This window comes from Sphingobacterium siyangense, assembly GCF_023277505.1.
Classification (GTDB): Bacteria; Bacteroidota; Bacteroidia; order Sphingobacteriales; family Sphingobacteriaceae; genus Sphingobacterium; species Sphingobacterium siyangense.
Genome location: NZ_CP080574.1, coordinates 5,675,305 through 5,700,285 on the forward strand (window position 1 = coordinate 5,675,305; position 24,981 = coordinate 5,700,285).

At 39.5% G+C, this 24,981-nt stretch carries 18 protein-coding genes; 5 read left to right on the forward strand and 13 right to left on the reverse strand.

Annotated features, from left to right (window positions below; translation table 11 throughout):
* Together K2F45_RS23990 and K2F45_RS23995 are read left to right on the forward strand one after the other, a co-directional pair.
* A complete protein-coding gene (locus tag K2F45_RS23990) occupies window positions 1–768 on the forward strand; it encodes a TatD family hydrolase (RefSeq protein WP_248932548.1) in 768 nt (255 codons plus the stop codon).
* A gap of 12 nt (window positions 769–780) precedes the next feature.
* Entirely contained in the window at window positions 781–1,800 is a 1,020-nt protein-coding gene (locus K2F45_RS23995) for an asparaginase (protein ID WP_088162974.1), read from the forward strand.
* Window positions 1,801–1,910: 110 nt separating this feature from the next.
* Here the strand turns inward: K2F45_RS23995 and K2F45_RS24000 are convergent, their stop codons facing one another.
* The 11 genes from K2F45_RS24000 to K2F45_RS24050 all read right to left on the reverse strand — a co-directional run bounded on the left by K2F45_RS24000 (window position 1,911) and on the right by K2F45_RS24050 (window position 18,406).
* The gene (locus K2F45_RS24000; protein ID WP_248932549.1) at window positions 1,911–3,215 is read right to left on the reverse strand and encodes a bifunctional folylpolyglutamate synthase/dihydrofolate synthase; all 1,305 of its coding nucleotides are present in this window, start codon (window positions 3,213–3,215) and stop codon (window positions 1,911–1,913) included.
* Between the two features lie 11 nt (window positions 3,216–3,226).
* Window positions 3,227–4,054 (reverse strand): energy transducer TonB, encoded by an 828-nt coding sequence (locus K2F45_RS24005; RefSeq protein WP_075994214.1) that lies wholly within the window; start codon window positions 4,052–4,054, stop codon window positions 3,227–3,229.
* Window positions 4,055–4,112: 58 nt separating this feature from the next.
* On the reverse strand, window positions 4,113–4,523 hold the full coding sequence (locus tag K2F45_RS24010; RefSeq protein ID WP_046672748.1) for an ExbD/TolR family protein: 411 nt from the start codon (window positions 4,521–4,523) through the stop codon (window positions 4,113–4,115).
* Window positions 4,523–5,230, reverse strand: coding sequence for a MotA/TolQ/ExbB proton channel family protein (locus tag K2F45_RS24015; protein WP_046672749.1), 708 nt, complete (start codon window positions 5,228–5,230; stop codon window positions 4,523–4,525). The genes K2F45_RS24010 and K2F45_RS24015 overlap by 1 nt, the downstream gene beginning before the upstream one ends.
* 31 nt (window positions 5,231–5,261) lie before the next feature.
* Entirely contained in the window at window positions 5,262–6,701 is a 1,440-nt protein-coding gene (locus K2F45_RS24020; RefSeq protein WP_248932550.1) for an HU domain-containing protein, read from the reverse strand.
* Between the two features lie 40 nt (window positions 6,702–6,741).
* Window positions 6,742–8,484 (reverse strand): porin family protein, encoded by a 1,743-nt coding sequence (locus tag K2F45_RS24025; RefSeq protein ID WP_075994216.1) that lies wholly within the window; start codon window positions 8,482–8,484, stop codon window positions 6,742–6,744.
* 6 nt (window positions 8,485–8,490) lie between these two features.
* Entirely contained in the window at window positions 8,491–11,529 is a 3,039-nt protein-coding gene (locus K2F45_RS24030) for a tetratricopeptide repeat protein (RefSeq protein ID WP_075994217.1), read from the reverse strand.
* Window positions 11,530–11,910: 381 nt separating this feature from the next.
* A complete protein-coding gene (locus tag K2F45_RS24035) occupies window positions 11,911–12,849 on the reverse strand; it encodes an aspartate carbamoyltransferase catalytic subunit (protein ID WP_248932551.1) in 939 nt (312 codons plus the stop codon).
* Window positions 12,850–13,031: 182 nt separating this feature from the next.
* Window positions 13,032–13,595: a bifunctional pyr operon transcriptional regulator/uracil phosphoribosyltransferase PyrR gene (gene pyrR, locus K2F45_RS24040; protein WP_075994219.1), complete on the reverse strand. Its 564-nt coding sequence runs from the start codon at window positions 13,593–13,595 to the stop codon at window positions 13,032–13,034.
* 246 nt (window positions 13,596–13,841) lie between these two features.
* Window positions 13,842–15,242 (reverse strand): APC family permease, encoded by a 1,401-nt coding sequence (locus K2F45_RS24045; protein ID WP_248932552.1) that lies wholly within the window; start codon window positions 15,240–15,242, stop codon window positions 13,842–13,844.
* A gap of 149 nt (window positions 15,243–15,391) precedes the next feature.
* Window positions 15,392–18,406 (reverse strand): glycosyltransferase family 117 protein, encoded by a 3,015-nt coding sequence (locus K2F45_RS24050; RefSeq protein ID WP_075994220.1) that lies wholly within the window; start codon window positions 18,404–18,406, stop codon window positions 15,392–15,394.
* A gap of 802 nt (window positions 18,407–19,208) precedes the next feature.
* On the opposite strand from K2F45_RS24050, the gene K2F45_RS24055 reads away from it, so the two are divergent.
* The 3 genes from K2F45_RS24055 (at window position 19,209) to pth (ending at window position 21,900) form a co-directional block, all read left to right on the forward strand.
* A complete protein-coding gene (locus tag K2F45_RS24055; RefSeq protein ID WP_046672755.1) occupies window positions 19,209–20,165 on the forward strand; it encodes a ribose-phosphate pyrophosphokinase in 957 nt (318 codons plus the stop codon).
* Between the two features lie 493 nt (window positions 20,166–20,658).
* On the forward strand, window positions 20,659–21,255 hold the full coding sequence (locus K2F45_RS24060; RefSeq protein WP_075994221.1) for a 50S ribosomal protein L25/general stress protein Ctc: 597 nt from the start codon (window positions 20,659–20,661) through the stop codon (window positions 21,253–21,255).
* A gap of 81 nt (window positions 21,256–21,336) precedes the next feature.
* Window positions 21,337–21,900: an aminoacyl-tRNA hydrolase gene (pth, locus tag K2F45_RS24065; protein WP_075994222.1), complete on the forward strand. Its 564-nt coding sequence runs from the start codon at window positions 21,337–21,339 to the stop codon at window positions 21,898–21,900.
* A gap of 112 nt (window positions 21,901–22,012) precedes the next feature.
* Here the strand turns inward: pth and K2F45_RS24070 are convergent, their stop codons facing one another.
* Window positions 22,013–24,286: a M56 family metallopeptidase gene (locus K2F45_RS24070; RefSeq protein WP_075994223.1), complete on the reverse strand. Its 2,274-nt coding sequence runs from the start codon at window positions 24,284–24,286 to the stop codon at window positions 22,013–22,015.
* Window positions 24,287–24,290: 4 nt separating this feature from the next.
* Window positions 24,291–24,653 (reverse strand): BlaI/MecI/CopY family transcriptional regulator, encoded by a 363-nt coding sequence (locus K2F45_RS24075; protein ID WP_075994224.1) that lies wholly within the window; start codon window positions 24,651–24,653, stop codon window positions 24,291–24,293.
* Between the last annotated feature and the right edge of the window lie 328 nt (window positions 24,654–24,981).

Genomic DNA, 24,981 nt, shown 5'->3' on the forward strand with positions numbered 1-24,981 from the left:
ATGTTGCTTACAGATACACATACACACATTTATTACCATGCAGGAACCGAAAAACTGCAAGAACATCTACAACGTTGCTTCGATAATGGCATACAACGCCTTTTTTTGCCGAATGTGAATAGCGCTTCCATAAAACCTGTATTTGATACCGTAGCAGCTTATCCAGAACATTGTTTTCCGATGCTTGGATTACATCCCTGCGATGTAAAGGAAAACTATGTGGAAGAGTTAGAAACCATCCGAAAGAGCTTGGAAACACACAAAGTCCATGCCATAGGTGAGATCGGGCTGGATCTTTATTGGGATAAAAGCACGCTTGAAATTCAAAAAGATGCTTTTCGAACTCAGGTTCAATGGGCAAAGGAATTAAATTTACCGATCGATATCCACTGCCGGGAAGCCTTCACTGAACTGTTCGAATTATTGGAAGAACTTCGCGACGACAAATTATTTGGCGTTCTGCACTGCTTTACCGGTTCCCTGGAGCAAGCCCACCAGGCTATCGATTTAGGTTTCGCTCTTGGTATTGGCGGAGTCGTTACCTTTAAAAAAGCGGGCTTAGATCAGGTGGTCAAAGAAATCGATTTAAAACATATTGTTCTGGAGACAGATGCACCTTATCTGGCTCCTGTCCCCTTTCGCGGTAAAGAAAATGAAAGTAGCTATTTGGTTTACGTCGCACAGAAAGTAGCTGACCTTCACCAGATCTCCGTCGAAAAGGTGGCCGAAATCACAACAGAAAATTCAAAACGTATATTTGGTATATAATTTCAAAACTCAATGCATAATATCTTTATTATCTACACAGGTGGGACCATTGGAATGGTTAAAGATGAAACGGGAACATTCGTTCCTTTCGACTTTGAATTGATCAAACGTAATCTCCCTGATTTAAGCCGCTTAGACTATAAGCTGACCGTGCACTCTTTCGAACCCATTATCGATTCATCGAACATGAAGCCTGAGATCTGGATTGAAATGGCACAAATTATTAAGGATAACTATGCAGATTACGACGGTTTTGTTATTCTACATGGTTCCGATACAATGGCTTTTACGGCCTCAGTATTGAGCTTTATGTTGGAAGGGCTCCAAAAACCGGTCATATTATCAGGCTCCCAATTGCCTATTGGGGAAATTCGAACGGATGCCCGGGAAAATATGATGACAGCGTTGGAAATAGCCTCTGCGAAGCAGGATGGTATATCCATTATCCAAGAGGTATGCATTCTTTTCGACAATAAATTATTCCGTGGCAATCGCTCATTTAAATATAATTCGGCCAAATTTGAGGCCTTTAGATCGCCAAACTATCCCGTATTGGTTGAAGCTGGTATTCACCTCAAATATAATACAGATGCTTTATTAAATAATATTGATAAAGAATTTATCCTACATACCAAACTGGACAACAGGGTAGCCGTATTGAAATTATTTCCGGGGATCTCTGCACAAACAATTAAAGCAGTCCTAGATTCCGATGTCCGCTCCATTGTTATGGAAACATTCGGATCGGGCAATACAACCACCGACACTTGGTTTCTGGATCTATTGAAGGAAGCAATTGAACAAGGTAAAAATATCCTCAACATTTCGCAATGTAAAGTAGGGTCTGTTGAATTAGGTCGCTATGAGACTTCACAAGGACTTAAATCCATCGGTGTGCTGAATGGCTACGACCTGACATTCGAAGCGGCAGTAACCAAATTGATGTATCTTCAAGGTGAGTTAGAAGATCAAAAAGAGGTCGCCTATTGGATTGAAAAGGATATCCGTGGTGAATTGACGATCAATGACTAATGACCAGGCACAAAATCACAAAAAGGGAGCTGCACTTCACGCAGCTCCCTTTTTTGTGATCGGTTTCAATAATCCTCCCGCAGATATATTTGCGAGGAAAGGTGGTATTCTTATTCCTGTGTCAAACGAGCAAGCACTTCCGCAACAACAAAATTGCTTCCGCCAACAAAAATAAGGTTCCCTTGTTGATACGCTTCTTTTGCTGCATCAAACGCAGCTCCTACCGATGGATAATCAAGCCCCGTTAGACCAAATTCCATAGCTTCTTTGCGCAGCTCCTCGGATGGCATTGCACGCGGCATATCCGGAGCAGAAAAATAGTAGGTTGCATCCTTGGGCAGATAAGGCAACATATGTGATAAATCCTTATCGCGCATGGCGCCTATCACAAAGTGCAATTTATCATAAGTTGTTGTAGCCAGATTTTTGAGTACTTCATGAATTCCGTCCTCATTGTGCCCTGTATCACAGATGATAAATGGATCCTTAGACAATTGTTGCCATCGGCCTTGAATTCCTGTGGTTGCCTGCACATTTTTTAGCGCTTGATGCACATCTTGATCACTGATCTCAAAGCCCAGTTGACGTAATTCATCCACAGCTAACAGGACGCCGGCGAGATTCTTGACCTGATAAGAGCCTTTTAAATCCAGTTGAAAGTCTGCTGAATGACCTGCAGTATCCGTCGCTTGTACCGTCAAATAATCTTGGTCCACGTCCAGCATTTTCGTCTCATACTTGTCGGAAGCGAATTGGATCGGTGCATGCTCGATCGCTGCTTTATCCAAAAACACAGCTGCTGTCTCTTCAGCATATTCCGAAATAACGACAGGTGTATTTCTTTTGATAATTCCGGCCTTCTCAGCAGCAATTTCCGCCAATGTATTACCAAGAAGATTCATGTGATCAAAACCGATATTGGTGATTACCGACAGCAAAGGCTGAATAATATTGGTGCTGTCCAAACGCCCACCAAGGCCGACTTCAATGACAGCGATATCAACCTTATTCTTCTCGAAATAATCAAAAGCCATGGCTACAGTAATTTCGAAAAACGATGGACTGACTTCTTCTATAAGCTCGCGATGGGTATTGACAAAATCAACAACAAATTCTTTCTCACATAACTGACCATTGACACGAATACGTTCTCTGAAATCCAGTAAATGTGGTGAAGTATAGAGGCCTGTCTTATATCCTGCTTCGGCCAAAATAGCGGCCAACATGTGGGAGGTGGATCCTTTTCCGTTTGTACCGGCAATATGTAATGTTTTGAATTTTCGCTGTGGGTTGTCCAAAGCAGCGCAAAGTTTGATGGTATTGTCAAGGTCTTTTTTGAAGGCAGAGGCGCCATCCCTTGTAAACATAGGCAATCGAGTATACAGATACTCGATTGCCTCATTATAAGCATTCATGTGAATGATTTTTATCTTAATCTAAAATTGAATACAATCCGTCCTGTTTGGGAGTCGGGAGCATTTGGCAATTGGTTTAGCCTAGCACCACGTACAGCACGCTCACATTTCTCCAACAAGGATGGATCGGTAATCGTCGTTCCTTTTACACCAGCACGCGCATAGGTGATAACCCCTTGCTTGTTCACTCTAAACTCCACAGCAACCTTACCTGCTTGCTGTCCATTATCGTCGATACTTGGCCGTTGCGTAAAACTTCGGTTCTCAATAGACAACATCATGTTACCATTTCCAGATCCACCTTCGCCGTAGTTACTTGCTAAAGGATCACCCAGTTTGGAACCCTGATTTCCAGGAGTTGTCCCTGTACCATCACCAGCTCCAGTACCGTTATTTTTATTGCCTTTAAAAAGCGCTTTGGCATTGGCCTGTGGTGCCACTTCTTTTACAGCTTTGGTTGTTTCCGGTGCTTTTGAAACGACCTTCTTTTCCGTTTTTGTTACCGCAGGGGCATCTTCTAAATCCTGTGTGACAACCGCTTTCTCCGCAACTTGTTGCGTTGGAGTTGGGGTAGGTGTTTCAACAGGATCAATACGGTCAGGGCGTTCATTATTGGCGTTGGGATCCACCGATGGTTCCTCAACACTCATATAGTCATCTCCCATTCCCTCAGGTGAAGTACCGTAATTGACGATCATTCCCCCCATTCCATATTCATCAGGTGCCTGAGCTTTAAAAACAACAAAAAATCCAATCAAGAGCAACGATGCCATGACCAAAGTCGATATCCCCAATGCTTTGGGGAAATTATTTTCTTCATGTTGAAGGTGATATCTCATCGCATTAATCTCCTATATTAATAGCTGACCAATAAACTTAAAAAAAGTTTAATTGTTCCTATTTATCTTTTTTTGGTTCTGTTGCCAATACCACTTTAATCTTCAATCGATTAGCGACATCCATTACAGAAATAACATTTTGAATGGGAACCGTATTATCGACATAGAGCATAATTGTCACTTCCTCACCCGCAGCCATTTGCGATTGAATTGCAGCTTCCAATCCCTCAATGGGAACTGGCGTTTTGTCAATAAAATAGCCCAAATCTTTTGTAATCGATACCGTAACAGTCTTTTTAGCAACAGATTGTTCTCCCGCACTTGACTTTGGTAACAATAGCTTCACCACTTGCGGATTAGAAACTGCAGAAGCTAACAGGAAGAACAACATCAGGAAAAACATGATGTCGTTCAGCGCTGAAGTATGTACTTCCGCAGATGGTTTATTTTTTCTACTTCGTAAGTTCATTATCTTCCGGGTTCATCCAATAAATCAATAAATTCTACTGCATCCGTTTCCATACGTAAAATCAATCGCTCCACCATCATATTCAGGATATGGTAGCCCAAATAAGCTAAGATACCCACCGCAAGACCTGATGCTGAAGACACCATTTTTACATATAGACCACCAGATACAGAAGCAATATCAATACCACCAGCTAATTCCACGTCGTGGAAAATCTTAATTACTCCAAAGATCGTACCTACGAAACCAAGCATCGGGGCAATACCAGCAATAATACCCAAAATATTGATGTTCTTTTCTAACTTGGCAACTTCCAATTTACCCACGTTTTCGATCGCTCCTTCAATATCTTTGATCGGTCTGCCGACACGCAATAAGCCTTTTTGCAACATACGTCCCAAAGCTGAGTTACTTGAACGAACTACAGCTAATGCCGAATCCAAATTTCCGGATAAAACATTTGCTTTTACTTGCGACATTAAGCTGTTATCATATTTTGCGGCACGACGGATAGTCAAATAACGCTCAAAAAAGATAACCAAGCCAATAAAGAACAACAGTAGGATTGGAACCATGATCCATCCCCCTTTGATCATCATATCGATCAAACTCATGTTTTCTGTAGGCGCAGCAGCAGGTAATGGTTGTTGTGCAGCTTGATTAAACGAATCCACAGCAGCCCGTGCTGTATCTTGTACTAATGACATAATTATTAATAGTTTTATATAGTTTTAACTTTTATAAGATCTTTTCTACCCAAGCATCCTTAATTTTATTGAGTACCGACTTCTTAGCAAGCTGTGCTTCCTCGTTTGTCATGTAGGTATTTAAGATGATTTTCTTTCTATCTTTTTTGTTTTTCCCTTCAACAGCGCGTGCTGTTTTATAGCCCATTGCACGAAGACGTTGCGCCTCCTGCTCGGCACTTGCCATAGTTTTTGCGGATCCAATGACCACCTGGTACCGCGGTTGTGCAACAGGAATAGACTCTTTGATCACAGGATTTGCTTCCAGAACCGGAGTTTTTGCTGCCGCATTAGGCGCTGGTACAGTTGATGTCTTTTTAACAGAATCTTTCACACCAGTTTTAGCCAACGAATCGACTTGCTTTAAACTATCGGCTTGCATTGTATTGGACAAGGTATCAGCAGGTATGATCGGCTGTTTTTGAACAAGCGTATCTGCCGTTTTTACAACAGGTTTGGTCGGCCCGAATAACGAATCCTTCAACGCAGGATTGGTGTAAACGACCGCAACAGCAACCATTGCCAGCACAATAATTCCAGTCATCCAATACCAGATCGCATTTGAATTACGCGGCTCTTCCTCATAGATATTTGGTGCGTATGTTGAATTGGCGTTAGCCGACGCAATAGCACCGATTTCTCTTTTTGAAGTGTTTTCTTCCTTCGGAGTAACCGAAACACTGCTATCAGCTATCACAGCAGCATCCACAGGTTCAAACTCTTCAGTTTCCTTTTGCGCCAACGACGATTCTTCAGCTTCAAGATCGGTACGGTCACTTGTCGGTTCTGTCTCCGGAGAAAGCTCCTCTGCTACTGGATCCGTTACCTGTGTTGTTTCAGCTTCTTCTTTGACCTCTTCAACCTCGATCGTTTCGTCTTGATCTGCCGTATCCGGCATAGACTCTATCGCAGGCTCTACCTTATCATTAGCTTCCACCACAGGATCTTCTTCTACAACAGGGTCTTCTTCAACAGCTAAGGTCGTAAGTTCTTCTTCTTTGGCTTCTTCCAAAGAAGAAACAACTGTTTCAATTTCTGGTGCAACAAGATTTGTAACCGGTTGGAAGTCGAATCCCGACAAGTCTAAGGGTTTGAAGACCAAACTTGCGCCATAACTAATCAATAATCCAAGATCATCAAGTTTGACCTGTCCAAATTGCCCCAAATCGGCCCGCAGCTTATCAACAGTTTCCGACAAGATCTGTTGCGCCTGATTGAGGCCCAAGTTTTCCTGTTGTTGGATATAATGAACAATATTAAATCCATGTTGAGCAGAATAGTCCAGCTCAACATAAGAAATCGGGGGTAAAAACACATTATTCTGTTTATCGAACTGAGCCGGAGAATGAATTCGTTTGAACACACCTATTCCGGGCACGTATACTTCCGCATAACGTTTTAATAAACTATTGATGTTTTTGCCTAGATTCATCGCGCACTATTTTAAGATGCAAATTTATAATCTTAATTCGTTAAAACGAATAATTAAGACCACCAATTACATTAAAGCCCAATCTTGGGTAATACATATAACGTTCGTATTCTTTTCCGAAGATATTATTTGCTTTGACGAAAATACCAAATTGTTTTTTGATTCGGTATTCTGCGCCTGCATTAAGATCAGCAAACGACGCTATTGTTGCCTTATGCCCACTGTTGGCAATACGACTGCCATCTGCGTTATAATCATAAATATACGCATAGGTATTGCCTTGTGTAGAAAGTTCAGCATCTACGAAAAATTTATCGGAGATATTGAAGCGTGCATTAGCCTGCATACGGAATTTTGGCAATCCCCATGCTTCTTCCTCATCACTCAATTTGTAATCGTCTATATACACTTTTCCCCCCAGATTAACCAGTTGTGAAAGACGTACATTGATTTCTCCTTCCAATCCCATATGTTTAGCCTTATTGATCACGCCATCATAAACGACATCAAAAGCCCAAGGAACATAGCCATTTTGACTATCGCCAAATGCACTGTTTTTAAATAAAGGCAATCCCTCAATCTGTTTGTAGAATACCTTTACTTTATAACCAAATGTTGCGCCAGCATTTCCTTTTAAACCCGCGTAAACATTCATTTTCTCAATCGAGTTTATCATTTTAGCGTTCGGAGCCAAATACGGATTTTCTTTAGCGAAACTACGGAAAGAAGCTTGTTTCACTCCCCCATTGATTCCGGCAAACAAAGAGATATATTCAGGTGCCAAAGCAAAATCAGCTTCTACGGATGGGAAAATATTGAATCTTGAGCTATCGCCAAATTCAGAAGTTAAATTCGCACCCAAGGTTACGTTATAGTTGTCGCCCTTAAAACGAATATATGGATTGATGACCGCCAAATGATTTTTTACTTCAGCACTATCTTTCACATTATTCATTGTCACGCTCAAATTCGCACCAACATTGAATGCACTTAGGCGTTTATTCAAATAACCGGATAATGCAATGGAATTTTCTTTGGCTTTATAAGCGTCTTTAAACAAATAACCATCAACTTTTGCGGAATAGCTTAAGGCTTGCTCATTTTTTGGATCCACATTACTTGACAGCTCTCCATTCAAGTAGATATCTGTAAAGGTCTGTTTATCCGGAGTCGTATTCAACAAAGTTGTTCCCGATTGATCAAAAGTCTGACCATAGAAGTTTGTGCCATAACGATTGTATCCGATGGTACCTTTAACGGTTACCGCATCCAATACACGACGGCCAAAGATACCAATATCTTGTGTACTGAACTTCTGTCCGTCAATATTACCCTTTTGGCTCAAATGCTTTGCAAATAAACCAAATCGTGTATTTTCAAACTGTTCAGAAGCCAAATAAGCCTCCCCCAATATACTGTTGTAGTTACCGATACCAAATTTGACATAGTTGCTACTATGTTCAAAAGGTTGTGCAAAAGGAATCTCCTGTACATTCAATTGTTTCAAACCGGTATTGATATCCAATTTCTTGTCCAAAATATTGTTGTAGGACAATTTGGGCTGGTATTCCCTTTTATTGGTCATATCTGGACTGCGGCGGATTTTCACAGCATCCGCAAGAATTGGCTTATAATCACGAACAACATCAAAAGAATCGATAGTGACCGGTTTCTCAGGATCATTCTTCTTGCCTGTTTCCTGTGCAAAAGAATTCAATCCCACGCCCATCAAAAGCGCTGCTAAAGTATATTTCTTCACGTTTCTATTTTGCAACTTCTTCATTGTATCCTATTTCTTTTTGTTGTTCAATTTATTTAGACGTTCTTTTGCTGCTGGCAAAATATCGTCTTTCGCATCATAGTTATCCACAATCGATTCAAGTGTAGCTTTCGCCTGGAAAGAATCTCCTTTACCTGCATAAGCATCAGCCATGGTAATAAAGCTTTTCGCCACCCAATATTCGTATGAAGAGAAATTATCGGATAGATCCATTGCTGTTTTGATACACGCATCGTATTGTTTATTTTCCAATTGTAGTACCGCAACATTGTATTTTGCTTCGGCACCATATACTGTACGGCTCTTCAATGCAGCTAAACTGAATTCTTTCATTGCCTCAGTTTTCTTATTCTGCTTCACATAGCATTTACCGGCATACAAGAATGCATTTGCGATCTCCTCTTCCGAAGACTTCTCGTAATTCTTGACAGCATTGGTATAATTTAATGCTTCTTTATAATCCCCAATTTGGAAATAAGAGACCATTAGGTTATTTATTGCGAAACCATAGTTGGCCTTGTATTCAGAAGTAAGCTCCAGCTTTTTCAATAACTGTGTCGCTTCGTTATATTTCTTTTGTTTCAAATATAAATTTGACACCGAAATTAACGTACGTTCTGTATAAGGAGACGTCCAGTCATTCAAGATAATATTGTAATCATGTAGAGCATCTTCTGTATTGCCCAAAGCTGCGTTACTTTCAGCACGAACAAAACGCGCATATTTCTCTTGATTTGGTTTCGGGAATTTATCGAAATACGCATTTACAGCTTCCACCGCCCCTTGGTAATTTCCTCTGGAGAATAGGGTTGTGGCAGTGGAGAATGAACGTGAGTCTTGTTCAGATTTCGACGCATCCCCCAAATTTGTTCCAGTTGCATATTTGATATACCCTGTTGCATCGCCTTTGTCCAAATAGATGTTCTCAATTGACCGCATGGCCTGTCTTGCTTCATCTGTTGATCCATATTGGTCGACTACACGTTGGAAAGTTGCCAATGCAGCATCATTGTTATCTTGATTATACTGAACCAGACCAATCGTCACCAAAGCACGTGGCACATAACTGCTGCGCGGATATTTTTCAACCATTGTTTGAAGGCCAGCAATTGCCTGGTCACTTTCTCCCATCAAGAAACGTGTGTAAGGAATCTCAAACGCAATATCATCAGCATAATTAGAGCTCGGGAATTGTGCAATAACAGCATTCAATGTTGAAATTTTACCATTGTTATCCCCTTGTAAACCTTGAATAATACCACGCTGGAATAACGCGTAATCCTGACTAGGCGCTTTAGAAGAGATCAATTTATTGTATTCTGTTAATGCTCTGCCGTAATTTTTCGAAGAGAAATAAGAATCGCCTAAACGTGCAATTGCATCATTACGTGTATTCATTTCTATTCCTTTCGAACCACCAGACGCTAAGAAACGCTCGAAGTAATTGGCCGCCGTGCTGTAGTTTCCATTACGGAAAGCCGCATAGGCTAACGCATAATTTGCATACCCATACACATCCGTTTTGCTAGCTCCTGGCAAGCGTAGGAATTTATTGAAATTTGTAACCGCTTCACCATATTTACGCACTTCGTACATTGCTTCCGCTTTCCAATAGGTGGCTAAAGCGTAAATTTCCTCGTCATAACGAAACTCTTCAGAGCGCATGAATAGGGAAATTGCATTTTCAAAAGCACGCTCATTATAATACTCCAAACCTCTGTAGTAGGTTACCTTTTGATAAGCTGCGTTTGCTTCTTTTCCACGTTTAGGGATAGATTCCAAAATATCAACTGCCTCACGGTAGTTTTTTGTACTCAACAATACTTCAGCAAGCAAAGTTTTTGCTTCCTCTAAGCGTTTCGATTTTGGGTACGTTTTCAGGTATTCTTGTGTGGAAGCCAAAGCCACTTGGTGGAATTCCAATTCATACGAAAGCTTAGCATAGTTGAATAAGCCTTCTTCTTGCATTGCTGGATCAAAATCCAATTTCGAAGCACGGAAAAATGCGTTACGCGCAGATTGCTTATTGCCTTTCTTCAAGAAAGCATCCCCTAGGGTAATCATCGCAGATTGATAATATGCGTCAGGATCAGTCATTTTTTCCAATTCAGTGATCGCTTTATCGTAATCCTTCAATTTGTAAGCGATGTAACCGATTTGGTAGCTATCCTGATTATTCTGCGTCTTACCTTGGTCTTGTGCCTGGAATTTATCGTAATACTCTTTTGATGTTTTTAAATCACCTTTGATAAAGTATGTTGCCGCGATAATACGGAACATCTCTGTTTCATTTTCTTGTTTTGTTCGCGACAAAATTGGCAACGCATAATCCAACACATCGTCGTAGCGTTTATCCAAGAAATACAAAGCAGTAATATAATAAGGGTAACTATTTTCGAATTGTTTAGATCCATTTAGGCGCTCAAATTCATTCAACGCCGTTTTATACTCCGCGTCTAAGTAAGAAAGATACGCGTAATAATAGATTGAAGCTTCCTGAAATTCAGTTTTCTGATCTTTCAATCCTTCAAATAATGGTTTCGCCGTTTTATAATCCTTTGTCATAAAGGAAGCATATCCATATTTAAAGCGATATTCTACATTTTCTTTACCTGCTAAATTTTTGCTATCGATCTTGTTAAACCACTCTAAGGCCTTAACATAATCTTTTTTAGCATAATAGGATTTACCGATTTGAAAATAAGCTGCTTTAGCATTTGCACTGACAGGGAAATCTTTAATGTATTTCAGAAAACGGTTTTCGGCATCGGATTCGCCCAATTCCAGTGCGCAAACCGCTTGATAATACCGTACGTTCTCTTTCAACAAAGACAGTTCCTCTGTTTCGTCCAATTGCAAGTTGGATTTTGTCCGCAAAGCTTCAACACGGTCAAATTGGGCAGAAGCAGAACTAAATTTTCCGCGTTCATACAATTCCATCCCTGTTTTGTACGCCTTGTTGATTTGTTGCCATTCTGTCTGTTGCGCTAATGCTGGCGTCGCCATAACGGTTAATGCAACTCCCACCTGGTAAATCTTCTTATACATAATATGTGAAACCTTAATATGTTATTTATCTGCAAATGTAAATGAATCTCCCTCCAAACCGCGATAAATTCGCATTTCAAAGCAAATTTATCGAAAGCCTCTCTGCCATTAAAGGCTTTAAGATAGCCCCAAATTTATTGAAAATCAATTCAAACCTCCACTTCTCAGGGAGATAGTTTTATTCATTTTACTAAATTATACTTTAATTGAGCTATTTTACACAAAAGTTATTAACATCTGTGAATAATCCTGTATTATAACGGAAATTTTGCACAAAAAATATGCCCGACAAAAAATAAAGTCAGGCATACTATAGTTGCATTAGAAAACAGTGCTATTTAGTCTCACACGTACATTAACGCACGTCAAAACCAATGTAGACTATCCGCGTTGCCCTGCTAATAGATACAAGACAGCCATGCGCACAGCAACACCATTTTCAACCTGATCCAAAATAATTGAATGTTCGCTATCCGCGACATCCGATGTGATTTCGACCCCCCGATTAATTGGTCCGGGATGCATAATTGTGATTGGCTTCTCTAAAGAATCCAGAATCTCTTTATTCAATCCATATAGCATGGAATATTCTCTTAAGGAAGGGAAATAGGCAATATCCTGACGCTCCAATTGAATCCGTAACATATTTGCAACATCACACCAGTTCAACGCTTTCCGCAAATCATGCTCCACTTTTACACCCAATGATGTAATATGTTTAGGAATTAATGTGTTCGGACCACAAACCATCACTTCTGCACCTTGCTTTTGAAGACATAAGATATTCGACAAGGCAACGCGTGAATGTGTAATATCTCCAACGATAGCTATTTTACGACCAGCTACATCACCATAGCGTTCACGGATCGAAAATGAATCAAGTAAAGCTTGTGTAGGGTGTTCATGTGCTCCGTCACCTGCATTGACAATTTGTGCATCAACATGTTTACTTAGAAATACCCCAGCTCCGGCGTATGGATGTCTCATCACAATCATATCAACCTTCATTGCAAGAATATTGTTCACCGTATCGATGAGTGTCTCCCCCTTACTTACTGAAGAGGAGGATGCCGCAAAATTTACGATATCCGCAGAAAGTCTCTTTTCAGCAAGTTCAAAGGATAGCCGTGTCCGTGTTGAATTTTCAAAAAACACGTTGGCAATCGTAATATCCCGTAACGACGGAACCTTTTTGATTGGCCTATTTAATACCTCTTTGAAATTACTTGCTGTATCCAGGATCAATTGGATATCGTTCTCATTTAGATCTTTGATCCCCAATAAATGGCGGGTACTTAATTGTTCTGCTACAGATGACATTTTATAGTATATTCAAATATTTACTAATCATTTTTTTTCTGAAAGTGTCTGATCTTATTGGCCAGAAAGAACCTTCAGTTTGCTTTCATTGCTGTTGGCGTCTGCGAAGTCATGAAGGTTTTATTGAAAGTGCCTGTTTCCAAAGGTCAACAATAACCTTCAGTATCATCATGACACCGCTATTAATCGCTAGCTGACGTCTTCTTTTCTGTAATCAAGATAATACTATCCTGATCCTCTGATTCTTTCCAGTTAACAATTACTTTTTGTGAATCAATAGAATCTACCTGTATTCCGATATAATCGGGCTGAATAGGGATCTGTCTAGAAAACCGGCGATCGACCAAAACAAGCAATTCTATTCTTCTTGCACGGCCAAATGCCTGCACAGCATCCATTGCCGCACGAATAGTACGTCCTGTCCATAAGACATCATCTATAAAGATGACCTCTTTACCTTCTACAATAAAATTGATATTTGTGCTATTTGCTAAGATTGGACCAGTATTCCCTTTCGTACGGAAGTCATCGCGATAAAAGGTAATATCCAAATCGCCAACTAAAATCTCTTTTCCGATCATTTGTTCAAGCTCTTTGACGATACGTCTCGCTAAGAAAGTTCCTCGGGGTTGAATACCTATGACGACAGCATTTGAAAAATCACCGTGATTCTCAATCAATTGACGACATAGTCTTTGAATTGTGATTTGAAATTTTGGTCCGTCTAATAAAATCGACTGTTTCATTATGGGAATGTTTGAGCAAAGCTACACTTTTTTTAACAAAAACGAAGCCATGAAGGGCAATTAATTTCAATATTTGCATCCAACCGGCACAATAACAAAAAGTGATTTGAACAAAGAATATCTTCCTTTCCGGGAAATTTACAAACCAATTATTCTAGCACATTAACAGATTTTGAAGTTATATACAATACGCATTGTCAACCATTTACAGCAAATTCCATAACATCGAAATACTATACGTAGCGACTATTCATCTGGCTCGGCACGTTTATTATTCCGTGCAAAAAAATACACCGGTACACCGATTAATACCAGTATGAAGCCTGGCCAGGTATATTGTGGCTTATAGATAATTAATAATACACAAAATACGGTACCTATCAACAGGTACAAGATTGGTGTAATCGGAAAGAGGAAGGTTTTGTAGGAACGTTCCAAATCGGGTCTCCGGATACGTTGAATAATCACACCCAGCACTGTAATCATATAAAATATGACAATAACAAAAGATATCATATCCAGTAAATTGCCATATTGTCCGCTCAGGCAAAGTAAGGAAGCCCAAATTCCCTGAAGCCATAACGATCGTGCGGGCACATCATATTTGTTATTGGGAATCGCCTGCTTCAGAAACAATCCATCTTTTGCCATGGTCTGAAAAACACGCGCTCCGGACAGTGCAAGTCCATTAACACAACCAAAGGTCGAGATCATAACCAAAATCGCCATCGCTATCGTGCCCGTATGTCCTAATATTTTTTCAGCCGCCGCTATGGCAACACGATCATTTGCCGCAAAAGCAATTTCCTCTCGATTTAATGCCGCCAGGTAAATGTAATTACAACTTATATAGAGCAACATCACCAAGCTCGTCCCGATAACCAATGCCCGAACAACATTACGCTGCGGATTAACAATCTCTCCGGAAACAAACGTTACATTTTCCCAGGCCACACTGCTAAATACCGAACCTACCATCGCAGCAGCTAAAGCCCCCATCAGTACACCCCCCGAGATCTGCGACCAGCCAGCACCTTTCAAATTTTGAAAAGAATCCCAGCCATAAGCCATATTTTCTGAAAAATGATTTTCCTTAATCAAGAACAGACCACCTAAAATCAGTAAAACCAGCGCAATAATTTTTGCTGAAGTAAAGAAAGATTGAACAGCTTTTCCACTCTTGATCCCTCTTGTATTGATAAAGGTCAGGAGAATAATAACACCCATAGCGACAATCTGTATCCAGGTAATCTTAAACTCTCCACGCTGAAATAGCGGTGCTGCATCATTTAGCTGCGGAATAAGGTAGGCTGTAAACTTACCAAAGGCAACAGCTACAGCTGCTATCGTTCCCGTTTGAATGACTGTAAATAAACTCCAGCCATATAAAAAGCCGATTGGCTTCCCAAATATTTCTGTCAGATAGGTATATTGTCCCCCAGCCTTCGGATACATAGACGACAATTCGCCATAGCAGATTGCCGCCGCAACAGTTGCTAATGCAGTCAATAACCAAACTATCGCCAACCAATATCCGGATCCCAGCTGCCGCATCATATCACTCGATACAATAAAAATACCGCTTCCGATCATCGACCCCATGACCAGCATCACTGCATCCCACAATTTTAATTGACGTTTCATCATAACTTAAGGTTGGTTTTATATGGCGTTAAGCTAAGAAAAAATAATCAAAAAAATGCTGCCCTTTCCTACATCGCATCAAAAAGTGTTTTTCCTTTTCGAATACCTGTAGTAAAGAGCAGCTCCTTCGGTTAAAATGATGTCTCTAATTGCTATTCAACACCATACTGTTGTTTATACGATTTTTCTAAATCGGTCACTTGCTGTAGCAATTGTTTTTCCGAGGTAGAGGCCAAGATACTCTTATAGGCACCCAAAGCACGTAATGCTGTACCTATATTTGAATATTCCAGTTCAGGCTTGGTTTGAGCAATATCCTGATACCAACGCATGTTTTGGGTCATAAACTTCAAATTACGGTTTACAATCTCATTCGCACGCTTCGTTTCACCAGTTTCATACAACACATTGACAATTGGAATATAGCCTAAAATGTCACGCATCAAATAAACACGTTTTGGCATTTTCTCAAAGGTTTCAACAGCGACTTTACGCGCCTCATCCTTATGACCTTCCATCATCAACTGTGTCGCTGTACCACCCATTACTGTATTTGTAATCATGGTAATCATGCGGTAAGATTCAGGATCCAGGTAAGAAGCATGTGCCATATTACCCCATTGGTATTTCGTAGTAATGTCTTTGTAAGCAGACTGTGTATCAACCAATGTACCTTCTGCTCCGGCAGGAGTTGCAATTGGCATCAAGCGCAAGGCAAAACCCTCTTGCACCAAATATTTATCTAAACCAAGGTAGTTATCATTTGGAACTGTTGCCGCAAAATAAATTGGACGTTTCCAATCGTTATTCAATAACACGTTTAAGATAGATAATTCAGCTCTAGAGATATAATTTCTATTGTAGGTCCAGCTCATGGTGTCGACAATAGATTCTTGCCAAGCTTTAGGAACGACATTATTTTTCAGAACAGATTCTTTGTTCACCGGAAGGCTAAAGTTCTTCGTTGGCAGGAAGTTCTCAAATTTACCACCACGCAATTCCAATTTATTCTTTTGATCATCAGACAATAAAATCTGCATGATCAAATCAAGATCCACATGACCCGGCACTTTCATATCTTGATAATAGAGTATCTCACGAACACCTTTTTTGAACTTTTCGTTATCAATATTGATCGGTAAGCCATCTGCCTGATTTACCTTTTGTTTCATCTGACGCATATACCAATCAGAACTCAACAAACTTAAATTGACGACCCGAACATCCGGACGATAATTTTCAACTTCTTGCACATACCACAATGGGTAGGTATCGTTATCACCATAGGTAAATAAAATTGCATTTGGTGCACAGGAAGCCAGGTAGTTTTTCGCTAAATCACGTGCGGTCGTTTTTTCCGAACGATCGTGATCATCCCAGTTTTGGAAACCCAGCAATACAGGAGCCCCCAATAAACAAGCTACCGTAGCAGCACCGGCCGCTATTTTACCATCCACTTTTTTGCTTAAATAATCTGCGATAGCGAAAACCCCAAGCCCGATCCAGATGGCGAAGGCATAAAAAGAACCTGCATACGCATAATCACGTTCACGTGGTTGAAGTGGACTTTGATTTAGATACAATACAATTGCTAATCCTGTAAAGAAAAACAACAGACCCACAATTCCCGCATCACGTTGTCTTTTTCCAAAATGCCAGAATGCACCAATTAAACCAATGATCAAAGGCAAGAAATAATATTTATTGTTTGAAGGGTCAGTCTTCAATGAATCTGGAATGGCATTCTGTCCGCCCACATGCATCTGGTCTACAGGTTTAGCCCCTGAGATCCAGTTACCTTCGGTAAATGAGCCCTGACCTTGTTGGTCATTTTGACGACCGGCAAAATTCCACAAGAAATAACGGCCGTACATATGTCCGATCTGATAGCTAAAGAAGAACTTTAAGTTATCCCCAAATGTTGGCGATTGTCCTTCAGGAATCTTTAGGTAATCGCGGTAATAATCTATATGATTTTGGTCTCTTGAGCTATAAACACGCGGGAAAAACATCGTTTTATCGTATTTATAGTCCATGCCGTTCTCCACCTTGGTATACTTGTCTTTATCTTTTCTGTACGTATACGTAGGCTCAGCATCAACCACTTGCGCATCAAATGTAGGTCCATTCAAAAGCGGCTCACTGGCATATTGCTCACGTCCAAGATAACTCACAAAAGAAAATGCATTATCCGGATCACTGTTATTTAACGTAGGATTTGCCTTGGCGCGCACCATGATCATGGCAAAGGAACTATAACCAAAAATGATAAATGCTGCACTGATTAAGATCAGATTTAACATCGGTTTTACCTTTTTGATTGAATACCAAATACCATATACGAAAAGAGCTACCGCTAAAATCATGAATAAGTTAAATCCAGTACCAAAGCCCATGCCCAAACTATTCACAAAGAACAGATCAAAATATGCGGCGGCTTTAACAGTGTATTGAATAATACCCCATAGAATTAGCGCCAAAACAACAACACCGATTAAGAAAGCTTTGATCGCCCCCGATGATGTCACTGTTTTTGAACGTTTAAAATAAATGACCAAAGCAATTGCCGGAATCACCAGAAGGTTCAGTAAGTGTACCCCGATAGAAAGTCCCATCACATAGGCGATAAAGATCAACCAGCGGTCCGAACCAGCTTCATCGGCATGATTTTCCCATTTTAGAATACCCCAAAATACGACGGCTGTACATAAAGAAGACATGGCATATACTTCGGACTCTACTGCTGAGAACCAAAAAGTATCCGTAAAAGCATAAGCCAGTGCACCAACAGCGCCCGAACCGAATATTTTGATTAAATCGGTGGATGTATATGATCCATCAACCCCTTTTACAACGATTTTCTTTGCTAAAGCTGTAATTGTCCAAAATAAAAACAAAATGGTCAGACCACTACATACTGCCGATCCTACGTTCATCCAGAAAGCAATTCGTGTAACATCTCCACCAGCAAGGTTTGAGAATATATTTTGAATCATTAAGAATAAAGGTGCTCCTGGCTGGTGCACAATTTGAAGTTTAAAGGCTGAAGCGATAAACTCGCCACAGTCCCACCAACTCGTCGATCGTTCGGCAGTCATGACATACGCTACAGTTGCTATTAGCGCACATATCCATCCTAAAAGATTGTTGATTTTAGTATAGTTCATAAAATGATAACTGTAAAAAGTATTATTAATACGGCTCGAAAATAAGGATAAGTTAATAAGAAATGAACTTTATTCTGATTTTTTAACACATATTAATTGAAAAAATTTCATTACGCGATCCAATATTGGCTGAAAGGAAAGCATTCCCAAAAGCACGCATGTACTTTTGTGGGCCAACATCTCGATAAAAAAGCTTAGCGTGCATATCTTTTCAAATCAAAACAAAAATTATTTCTTTGAAAATCAGCCCTAATACACTTTTAAGTTCATTTTTATTTGCAGAAATGAGAATAGTCCGTATATTTGCATCATCAAATGTGAACGACATCATCACGATAGCAATCACTTTTGAATTGTTTGTCCGATAGTATAAGGGTAGTACAACAGTTTTTGGTTCTGTTTGTCTTGGTTCGAATCCAGGTCGGACAACAAACAATAGAAAAGGCTTGCATCTGCAAGCCTTTTCTGCGTTATATGCAAGGCTTATTATTTATAAAAGGGTTTAGATTTTTTTAAATTTACATTTTGATTTTTAAAACAAATCTCTATCTTTGCGTCGTCAAAAAGAGAAAAGCGGAAACGTTGACTTTTTAGAGACATTGTCCGATAGTATAAGGGTAGTACAACAGTTTTTGGTTCTGTTTGTCTTGGTTCGAATCCAGGTCGGACAACTTTTAAAGTTAAGCGTATATGGATTGTGAAAACAATCCATTTTTTTTAATGTTTAACTTTAAAAAACAGTAAGGGAATAAAAATATTGAATAAACGACAATACAATAACCCAACATAAATATACAAAACCATGCCTTTGCAATTCAACACGGTTAAACTATTTGCAGGTTCTGGCACTACAGAACTGGCCGAAAAAATCGCACAATCTTACGGGAAACCACTAGGAGACAAAACATTGTCACGTTTTAGCGACGGTGAGATTCAACCTTTCTACAATGAGTCAGTTCGCGGAAGCGATGTATTCATTATCCAATCTACCAACCAACCTACCGACAATCTTTTTGAATTATTATTGATGACAGATGCAGCGAAGAGAGCTTCAGCGCATTATATCACCGCGGTGGTCCCTTACTTTGGTTTCGCAAGACAAGATCGAAAAGACAAACCAAGAGTTGCTATTGGCGCAAAAATGATCGCCAATCTGTTGACTGCAGCTGGTATCCACCGTATCATGACAATGGACCTGCACGCAGCACAAATCCAAGGTTTTTTCGATATCCCTGTTGACCATTTGGATGGTTCTATCATTTTTGTTCCTTATATCAAATCGTTAAAACTTCCAAATCTAACGATTGCTTCACCAGATATGGGTGGTTCATACAGAGCACGTACCTTTGCTAAATTTTTCAATGCAGAAGTTATTATCTGTGACAAACGTCGTAAACGTGCAAACGAAATCGAATCGATGTCTATCATCGGTGACGTAACGGGTCAGGACGTTGTTTTAATCGATGATATCTGTGATACTGCTGGTACACTTTCAAAAGCAGCAGCACTGATCATGGAAAATGGTGCAAAATCTGTAAGAGCCGTTTGTACACATGCTGTGTTGTCCGGAAAGGCATATGAAACAATTGAAAACTCGGTATTGTCAGAAATGATCGTAACCGATACCATTCAATTGGATCCAGAAAAAGCAAAACAATCGACCAAAATCAAAGTATTATCAACGGCTGATTTATTTGCAAAAGCAATCACAAGTGTAAATCAACACTCTTCAATCTCCGATTTATTTGAAGTAGAGTAATCTTTGAGTTTTAGATTCTAGATATTGGACCCTGGTACAGAAAGCATTCAGCTCAATAATCAGGGTCTTTTTTTTGTGTTGCGCCACCACCCCACCTTCTCTCTTCCGCTTGGTTCTTATCTTTTAACCATAGGCGAATAGCCCTTTTTATCGAGTATATAAGTTAACAATTGTTTGATACCAAATTCTACAATAACAGGGGATTTACGGAGGGTTAACAGGGGGTTAGCAGGGGTATAACAAAGGTAAAGCCCTGCTAACCCCCTGTTATACCCCTACTAAGAGAGTCCTATTCCAGTTTTAATATAGGAAATGGTATCAATTTGGTCATACTTTAGAGTAAATAAGTGGCCTTGAATAGGCATAGTCATGAACATGGAAAAATCAAAAACCTGGAATAAGTATCTGTTTCCGAACTAATAGCGGTCGTATTTTTTTGATAATATCAGAAATTAGATTATCTTTGCACCTCAAATTTATAAAAAATTAAAAGATGAAATCAATTGCTATTAGCGGTTCTGTAAGACAGAACGTAGGGAAAAGAGATGCAAAAGAATTGCGTTACCAAGGTTTAGTACCAGCAGTACTTTACGGTGGTACAGAGCAAACAGCTCTTTCTGTATCCGCAGCTGATTTGAAACCAGTTCTTTACACTGCAGACGTAATCATTGTAGAATTAAACATTGAAGGTCAAACTAAAAGAGCTATCGTTCAAGACGCACAATTCCACCCATTAACTGACTTAGTTACGCACGTTGACTTTTTAGAATTATTTGATGATAAAGAAGTATCATTGAATATTCCTATCAAATTAACAGGAACTTCTCCAGGTGTTAAAATGGGGGGTAAATTAGTTCAAAAATTACGTAATTTACGCGTAAAAGCATTACCTGCAAACTTACCACAAGAAATTGCTGTACCAATGGAATCTTTAGAAGTTGGTAAATCAGTTCGTGTAGGTCAAATTCAATTGGAAAACGCAAAAGTATTAAACAATGCTGATGATACAATCGTATCAGTAATCATGTCTCGTGCATTGCGTCAAGCTGAACAAGAAGCAGCGAAAGCATCTAAAGGTGGTAAAAAATAATCTGAGCAAGATTCTTAAAATACTACAGAAAGCACCGAAATTCGGTGCTTTTTTGTTTATTAAAATTTTTATTTTTGCATCATGAATTATCTTATCGTTGGATTGGGCAACATTGGCAGTGAATATGCCGATACACGGCATAATATAGGGTTTATGGTTGCCGACGAGCTTGTCAAACAGGCTGGCGCCAGTTTCTCCTTGCTCAAGTTAGCATATTATAGCGAATTTAAGCAAAGGGGCCACAACGTCACAGTAATTAAACCCACGACTTATATGAACTTAAGTGGTAAGGCTGTTAACTACTATATGCAACAATGTAAAGTTCCAATTCAGAATGTATTGGTGATTGTGGATGATCTGGCCATTCCATTTGGTTCGCTGCGGATGAAACCCAAAGGAAGCAGCGCCGGTCATAACGGACTTAAATCCATTGAACAGCTTTGTGGCGGACAGGTTTATCCGCGTCTACGTTTTGGTATTGGAGACAATTATCCAAAGGGTAGACAAGTAGATTATGTACTTGGCCCTTTTGATAAAGAGGAACAAGCTGAATTACCGGCTTTAATTGACCATTCCGTTAAAATGATCCAGAGTTTTGTCAATATCGGCATCGAGCTGACGATGACGAACCTCAATACAAAATAATAGAAGTCACTAAAGCTCATTAATGTAATACCCTATATTGGTATTGATTTATAACATAAAAAAGACCGATTTAAATCGGTCTTTTTTATCTTTTACTAAGAGAGTCTTACACTTAGTTACTACTTTCTGCCCGTATCTTTTCTTTTTCTATCTCCATCTTAATGATGCCGCTTACCTTCTCTTTTAATCCCCCATTAGCCTGCTCATCGTTTTTTTGCTCGCTTGCTTTCTTTCGGGTCTTAACGATAATGACACCTTCTTTGCCTGCACTCCCATACAACGCAGTCGCACTTGCATTTTTCAAAATCTCTATTGATTCAATATCTTTCGAATTAAGTTTTTCCAAACTAGCCTCTTTCTTAACAGTCCCATCAACCACAATTAATGGCTTGACTTTTCCATTATAACCACGAACACGAACAGATGGAAAATCAGTACCAATAGACTCATTCGCTGAATTATTCCCCAACAATCCCATTACCGCGTCAGAACTTATCCTTTTTGATTTATCCGAAAAAACATCCAGTGTCGCGTCATCTGATTTCTCACTTTTCTTATAACCAACAACAGTAACAACCTTGTCATCCTGTCCTTCGTTTTTCTTATATCCAACAACAGAGACTACTTTATCTCCCTTTTTATCCTCTTGTCCAATTGGACGCACTTTATCATTCACTTTATCCGGATTTTCACGGGCCCATTTTTTTGTCGTAATCAATATAACGCCATTCTCTGCATCTGATCCATATTTAACGGTCGCAGACGCTCCCTTTAGTATCGTTACATTGTCAATTCCATCCGGTGTCAGCGCTAGCTCCTTCACCATTTTTTGATCTGCTCGCTTGCCATCAATAACATACACCACATCAGTTGACTTATCATTCGTTAGCTGATCATCACGATACGTCACCCCTATCGTAAGCCCTTTGAGTTTAGTCATATCTTTACCAATATGAGCTCCTTCCTTCAATTTCACTTCAAGGATACCATCTTTCCCAACATCTTCACCATACTTATCAATAGCAGCCTTACCCTGTAATACCGAGACTGACGCTATAGCATTTGGATCGATATCATCCACAGTAAAAGTTTTTTCCTGCACAATACCATTCATAACACAGCGTAATTTTTTTTGTGCTATATCCGAATGTTGTTGCATCTCAACAGTATTGGCCAAAATTGCTCCGCCAGCAATATCAATTGAAGACTTCGTCCGATACTTGATCATATCACTATCATTCGAAAACCAGTACTTCGCCAGTTTTCCTTCAGGAATAGCCAAAAATTCAGCCTTAGAGACCAATTTATTATCCACAAAATACTTTTGATTTTTAGAAAAATCAATAGCAGATCTTTTGATTTCCTTAAAATCTCTCGCCTCTACCTGATTTGCTTTAGCCAAAGTATCCGCTAACGCGGTAGAGCTCCTATTTGATTGATCTTCCTGAGATTTTAAATCAACTGTTGGTAACTGAATAGGTAACACTGTCTCATTTGCCTTCTCAACTACTCCCTCTATACTTCCCTCCGCTTTACTTACCGTAAATGCTGCTCCCGTCAATAAAAATACGGGTAAAAGAAAGGCGTATTTACTCAGCTCTATTTTCGATGATCGCTTCTTGTTCATCATCATAATACGACGTTTTAAAAGTTTAAAATTAAATTGATTGCTCAATCCTACTGAAGTGCCCTTTTTGGACACATTCAATAGGCTGTATTGGTACGTCTGCTTGTCAATTCCTTTATCGAGAACCTGCTGATCAGTCAGGAACTCCAAATTTTGGCGAATGGCCCTGCGCATGAACCAGACGAAAGGATTGTACCAACAACACACCAATATCATTTCAAACAGTAAAATATCCAGACTGTGAAGGCCTTTCACATGAATATCCTCATGCTTAAAAATATCTTTTAGTTCAGCATCAACATGCTGCCCTTTATTGACATAGATTTTATTCAAAAACGAAAATGGAACAATAGGAATAAGCACATTCCGGAATAGATAAGTCCGCCATTGATCGGACCTCGAATTCAGATGAATGCGCAATAAACTCAATAATTGAAATACAAATTTTAATAACAATAAAACAGCACCGGCCATAAATACGATTTCCACCAACCTCCCTAATGTCAGCTGCTGTTGAACGTCCGGCTCCATAATATAAAGCGAAATTTGCTCGCCTACGACCCCCATATTCAATCCACGCTGTACAAACAAAGACTTTAAATCCAAAAACGGATACAGAAAAGCAAATAGCCCCCCTACTAAGAAGTAGGCTCTATTTAAAAAATAGAACGTCAAGCCTTTCAACAGCCCGATATATCCCAGATAGATAATACCCAACAACAGGTTGACTTGTATAATATAGGTTAGTAGACTTTCCATGCCATTAAGATTTATTATGCTTAATCATATCCATGATCTCCTTTAACTCATCAGCCGTCAGTTTTTCTTCCTGTACAAAAAAGGAAACCATCTCTTTATAGGAATTTTTGAAATAATCGCCCACAAAGGAGTTCATAAACTTGGCCTTATAATCTTCCTCACTCACCATCGGCTCATAGCGCTTGGCATTGGCATAGCGTACTGCTTTCACAAAATCCTTGCGCTCCAGATTCTTTACTGTCGAAGCTAATGTCGTATAAGGCATCTTCTCGCCTTTTACATTATCCAAGATCTCTTTTATAAAACCTCCATTGAGGCTCCAAATAGATTGCATTGCCTGCTCTTCCTGTGCTGTTAATTTTTCCATGACTTTATCTTCCTTTTTCTAATCTATCACTAATCTACGAATAATTCGTAAATACAAAAAATATTTTTTCTTTCCTTTACGGATCTCTCCCAAAATAAGACCTTCCTCACCCCTCTAAAAAAAGAAGTGGCTCATTTCTTGCGTATTTAAACTCAAATCCGACGAATATAAGTTAGCTGGCAGAAAATTTGCAATACGTTTATTTTAATTCTAAATTCATTCATAAATCGCTTCATCAATTGAAAAAACAGGAATTTCCACTGTGTAAAATTGATAGCAATCAGTCGCACCGTTCACTCCAAAAGGAGATGGTTTAAAAACAAATACA

What these genes read in the sequence shown, in the direction of transcription:
- K2F45_RS23990 (WP_248932548.1), top strand. Translation starts at nt 1, where the DNA reads ATGTTGCTTACAGATACACATACACACATTTATTACCATGCAGGAACC.
- K2F45_RS23995 (WP_088162974.1), top strand. Translation starts at nt 781, where the DNA reads ATGCATAATATCTTTATTATCTACACAGGTGGGACCATTGGAATGGTT.
- K2F45_RS24000 (WP_248932549.1), bottom strand. Translation starts at nt 3,215, where the DNA reads ATGAATGCTTATAATGAGGCAATCGAGTATCTGTATACTCGATTGCCT.
- K2F45_RS24005 (WP_075994214.1), bottom strand. Translation starts at nt 4,054, where the DNA reads ATGAGATATCACCTTCAACATGAAGAAAATAATTTCCCCAAAGCATTG.
- K2F45_RS24010 (WP_046672748.1), bottom strand. Translation starts at nt 4,523, where the DNA reads ATGAACTTACGAAGTAGAAAAAATAAACCATCTGCGGAAGTACATACT.
- K2F45_RS24015 (WP_046672749.1), bottom strand. Translation starts at nt 5,230, where the DNA reads ATGTCATTAGTACAAGATACAGCACGGGCTGCTGTGGATTCGTTTAAT.
- K2F45_RS24020 (WP_248932550.1), bottom strand. Translation starts at nt 6,701, where the DNA reads ATGAATCTAGGCAAAAACATCAATAGTTTATTAAAACGTTATGCGGAA.
- K2F45_RS24025 (WP_075994216.1), bottom strand. Translation starts at nt 8,484, where the DNA reads ATGAAGAAGTTGCAAAATAGAAACGTGAAGAAATATACTTTAGCAGCG.
- K2F45_RS24030 (WP_075994217.1), bottom strand. Translation starts at nt 11,529, where the DNA reads ATGTATAAGAAGATTTACCAGGTGGGAGTTGCATTAACCGTTATGGCG.
- K2F45_RS24035 (WP_248932551.1), bottom strand. Translation starts at nt 12,849, where the DNA reads ATGTCATCTGTAGCAGAACAATTAAGTACCCGCCATTTATTGGGGATC.
- pyrR (WP_075994219.1), bottom strand. Translation starts at nt 13,595, where the DNA reads ATGAAACAGTCGATTTTATTAGACGGACCAAAATTTCAAATCACAATT.
- K2F45_RS24045 (WP_248932552.1), bottom strand. Translation starts at nt 15,242, where the DNA reads ATGATGAAACGTCAATTAAAATTGTGGGATGCAGTGATGCTGGTCATG.
- K2F45_RS24050 (WP_075994220.1), bottom strand. Translation starts at nt 18,406, where the DNA reads ATGAACTATACTAAAATCAACAATCTTTTAGGATGGATATGTGCGCTA.
- K2F45_RS24055 (WP_046672755.1), top strand. Translation starts at nt 19,209, where the DNA reads ATGCCTTTGCAATTCAACACGGTTAAACTATTTGCAGGTTCTGGCACT.
- K2F45_RS24060 (WP_075994221.1), top strand. Translation starts at nt 20,659, where the DNA reads ATGAAATCAATTGCTATTAGCGGTTCTGTAAGACAGAACGTAGGGAAA.
- pth (WP_075994222.1), top strand. Translation starts at nt 21,337, where the DNA reads ATGAATTATCTTATCGTTGGATTGGGCAACATTGGCAGTGAATATGCC.
- K2F45_RS24070 (WP_075994223.1), bottom strand. Translation starts at nt 24,286, where the DNA reads ATGGAAAGTCTACTAACCTATATTATACAAGTCAACCTGTTGTTGGGT.
- K2F45_RS24075 (WP_075994224.1), bottom strand. Translation starts at nt 24,653, where the DNA reads ATGGAAAAATTAACAGCACAGGAAGAGCAGGCAATGCAATCTATTTGG.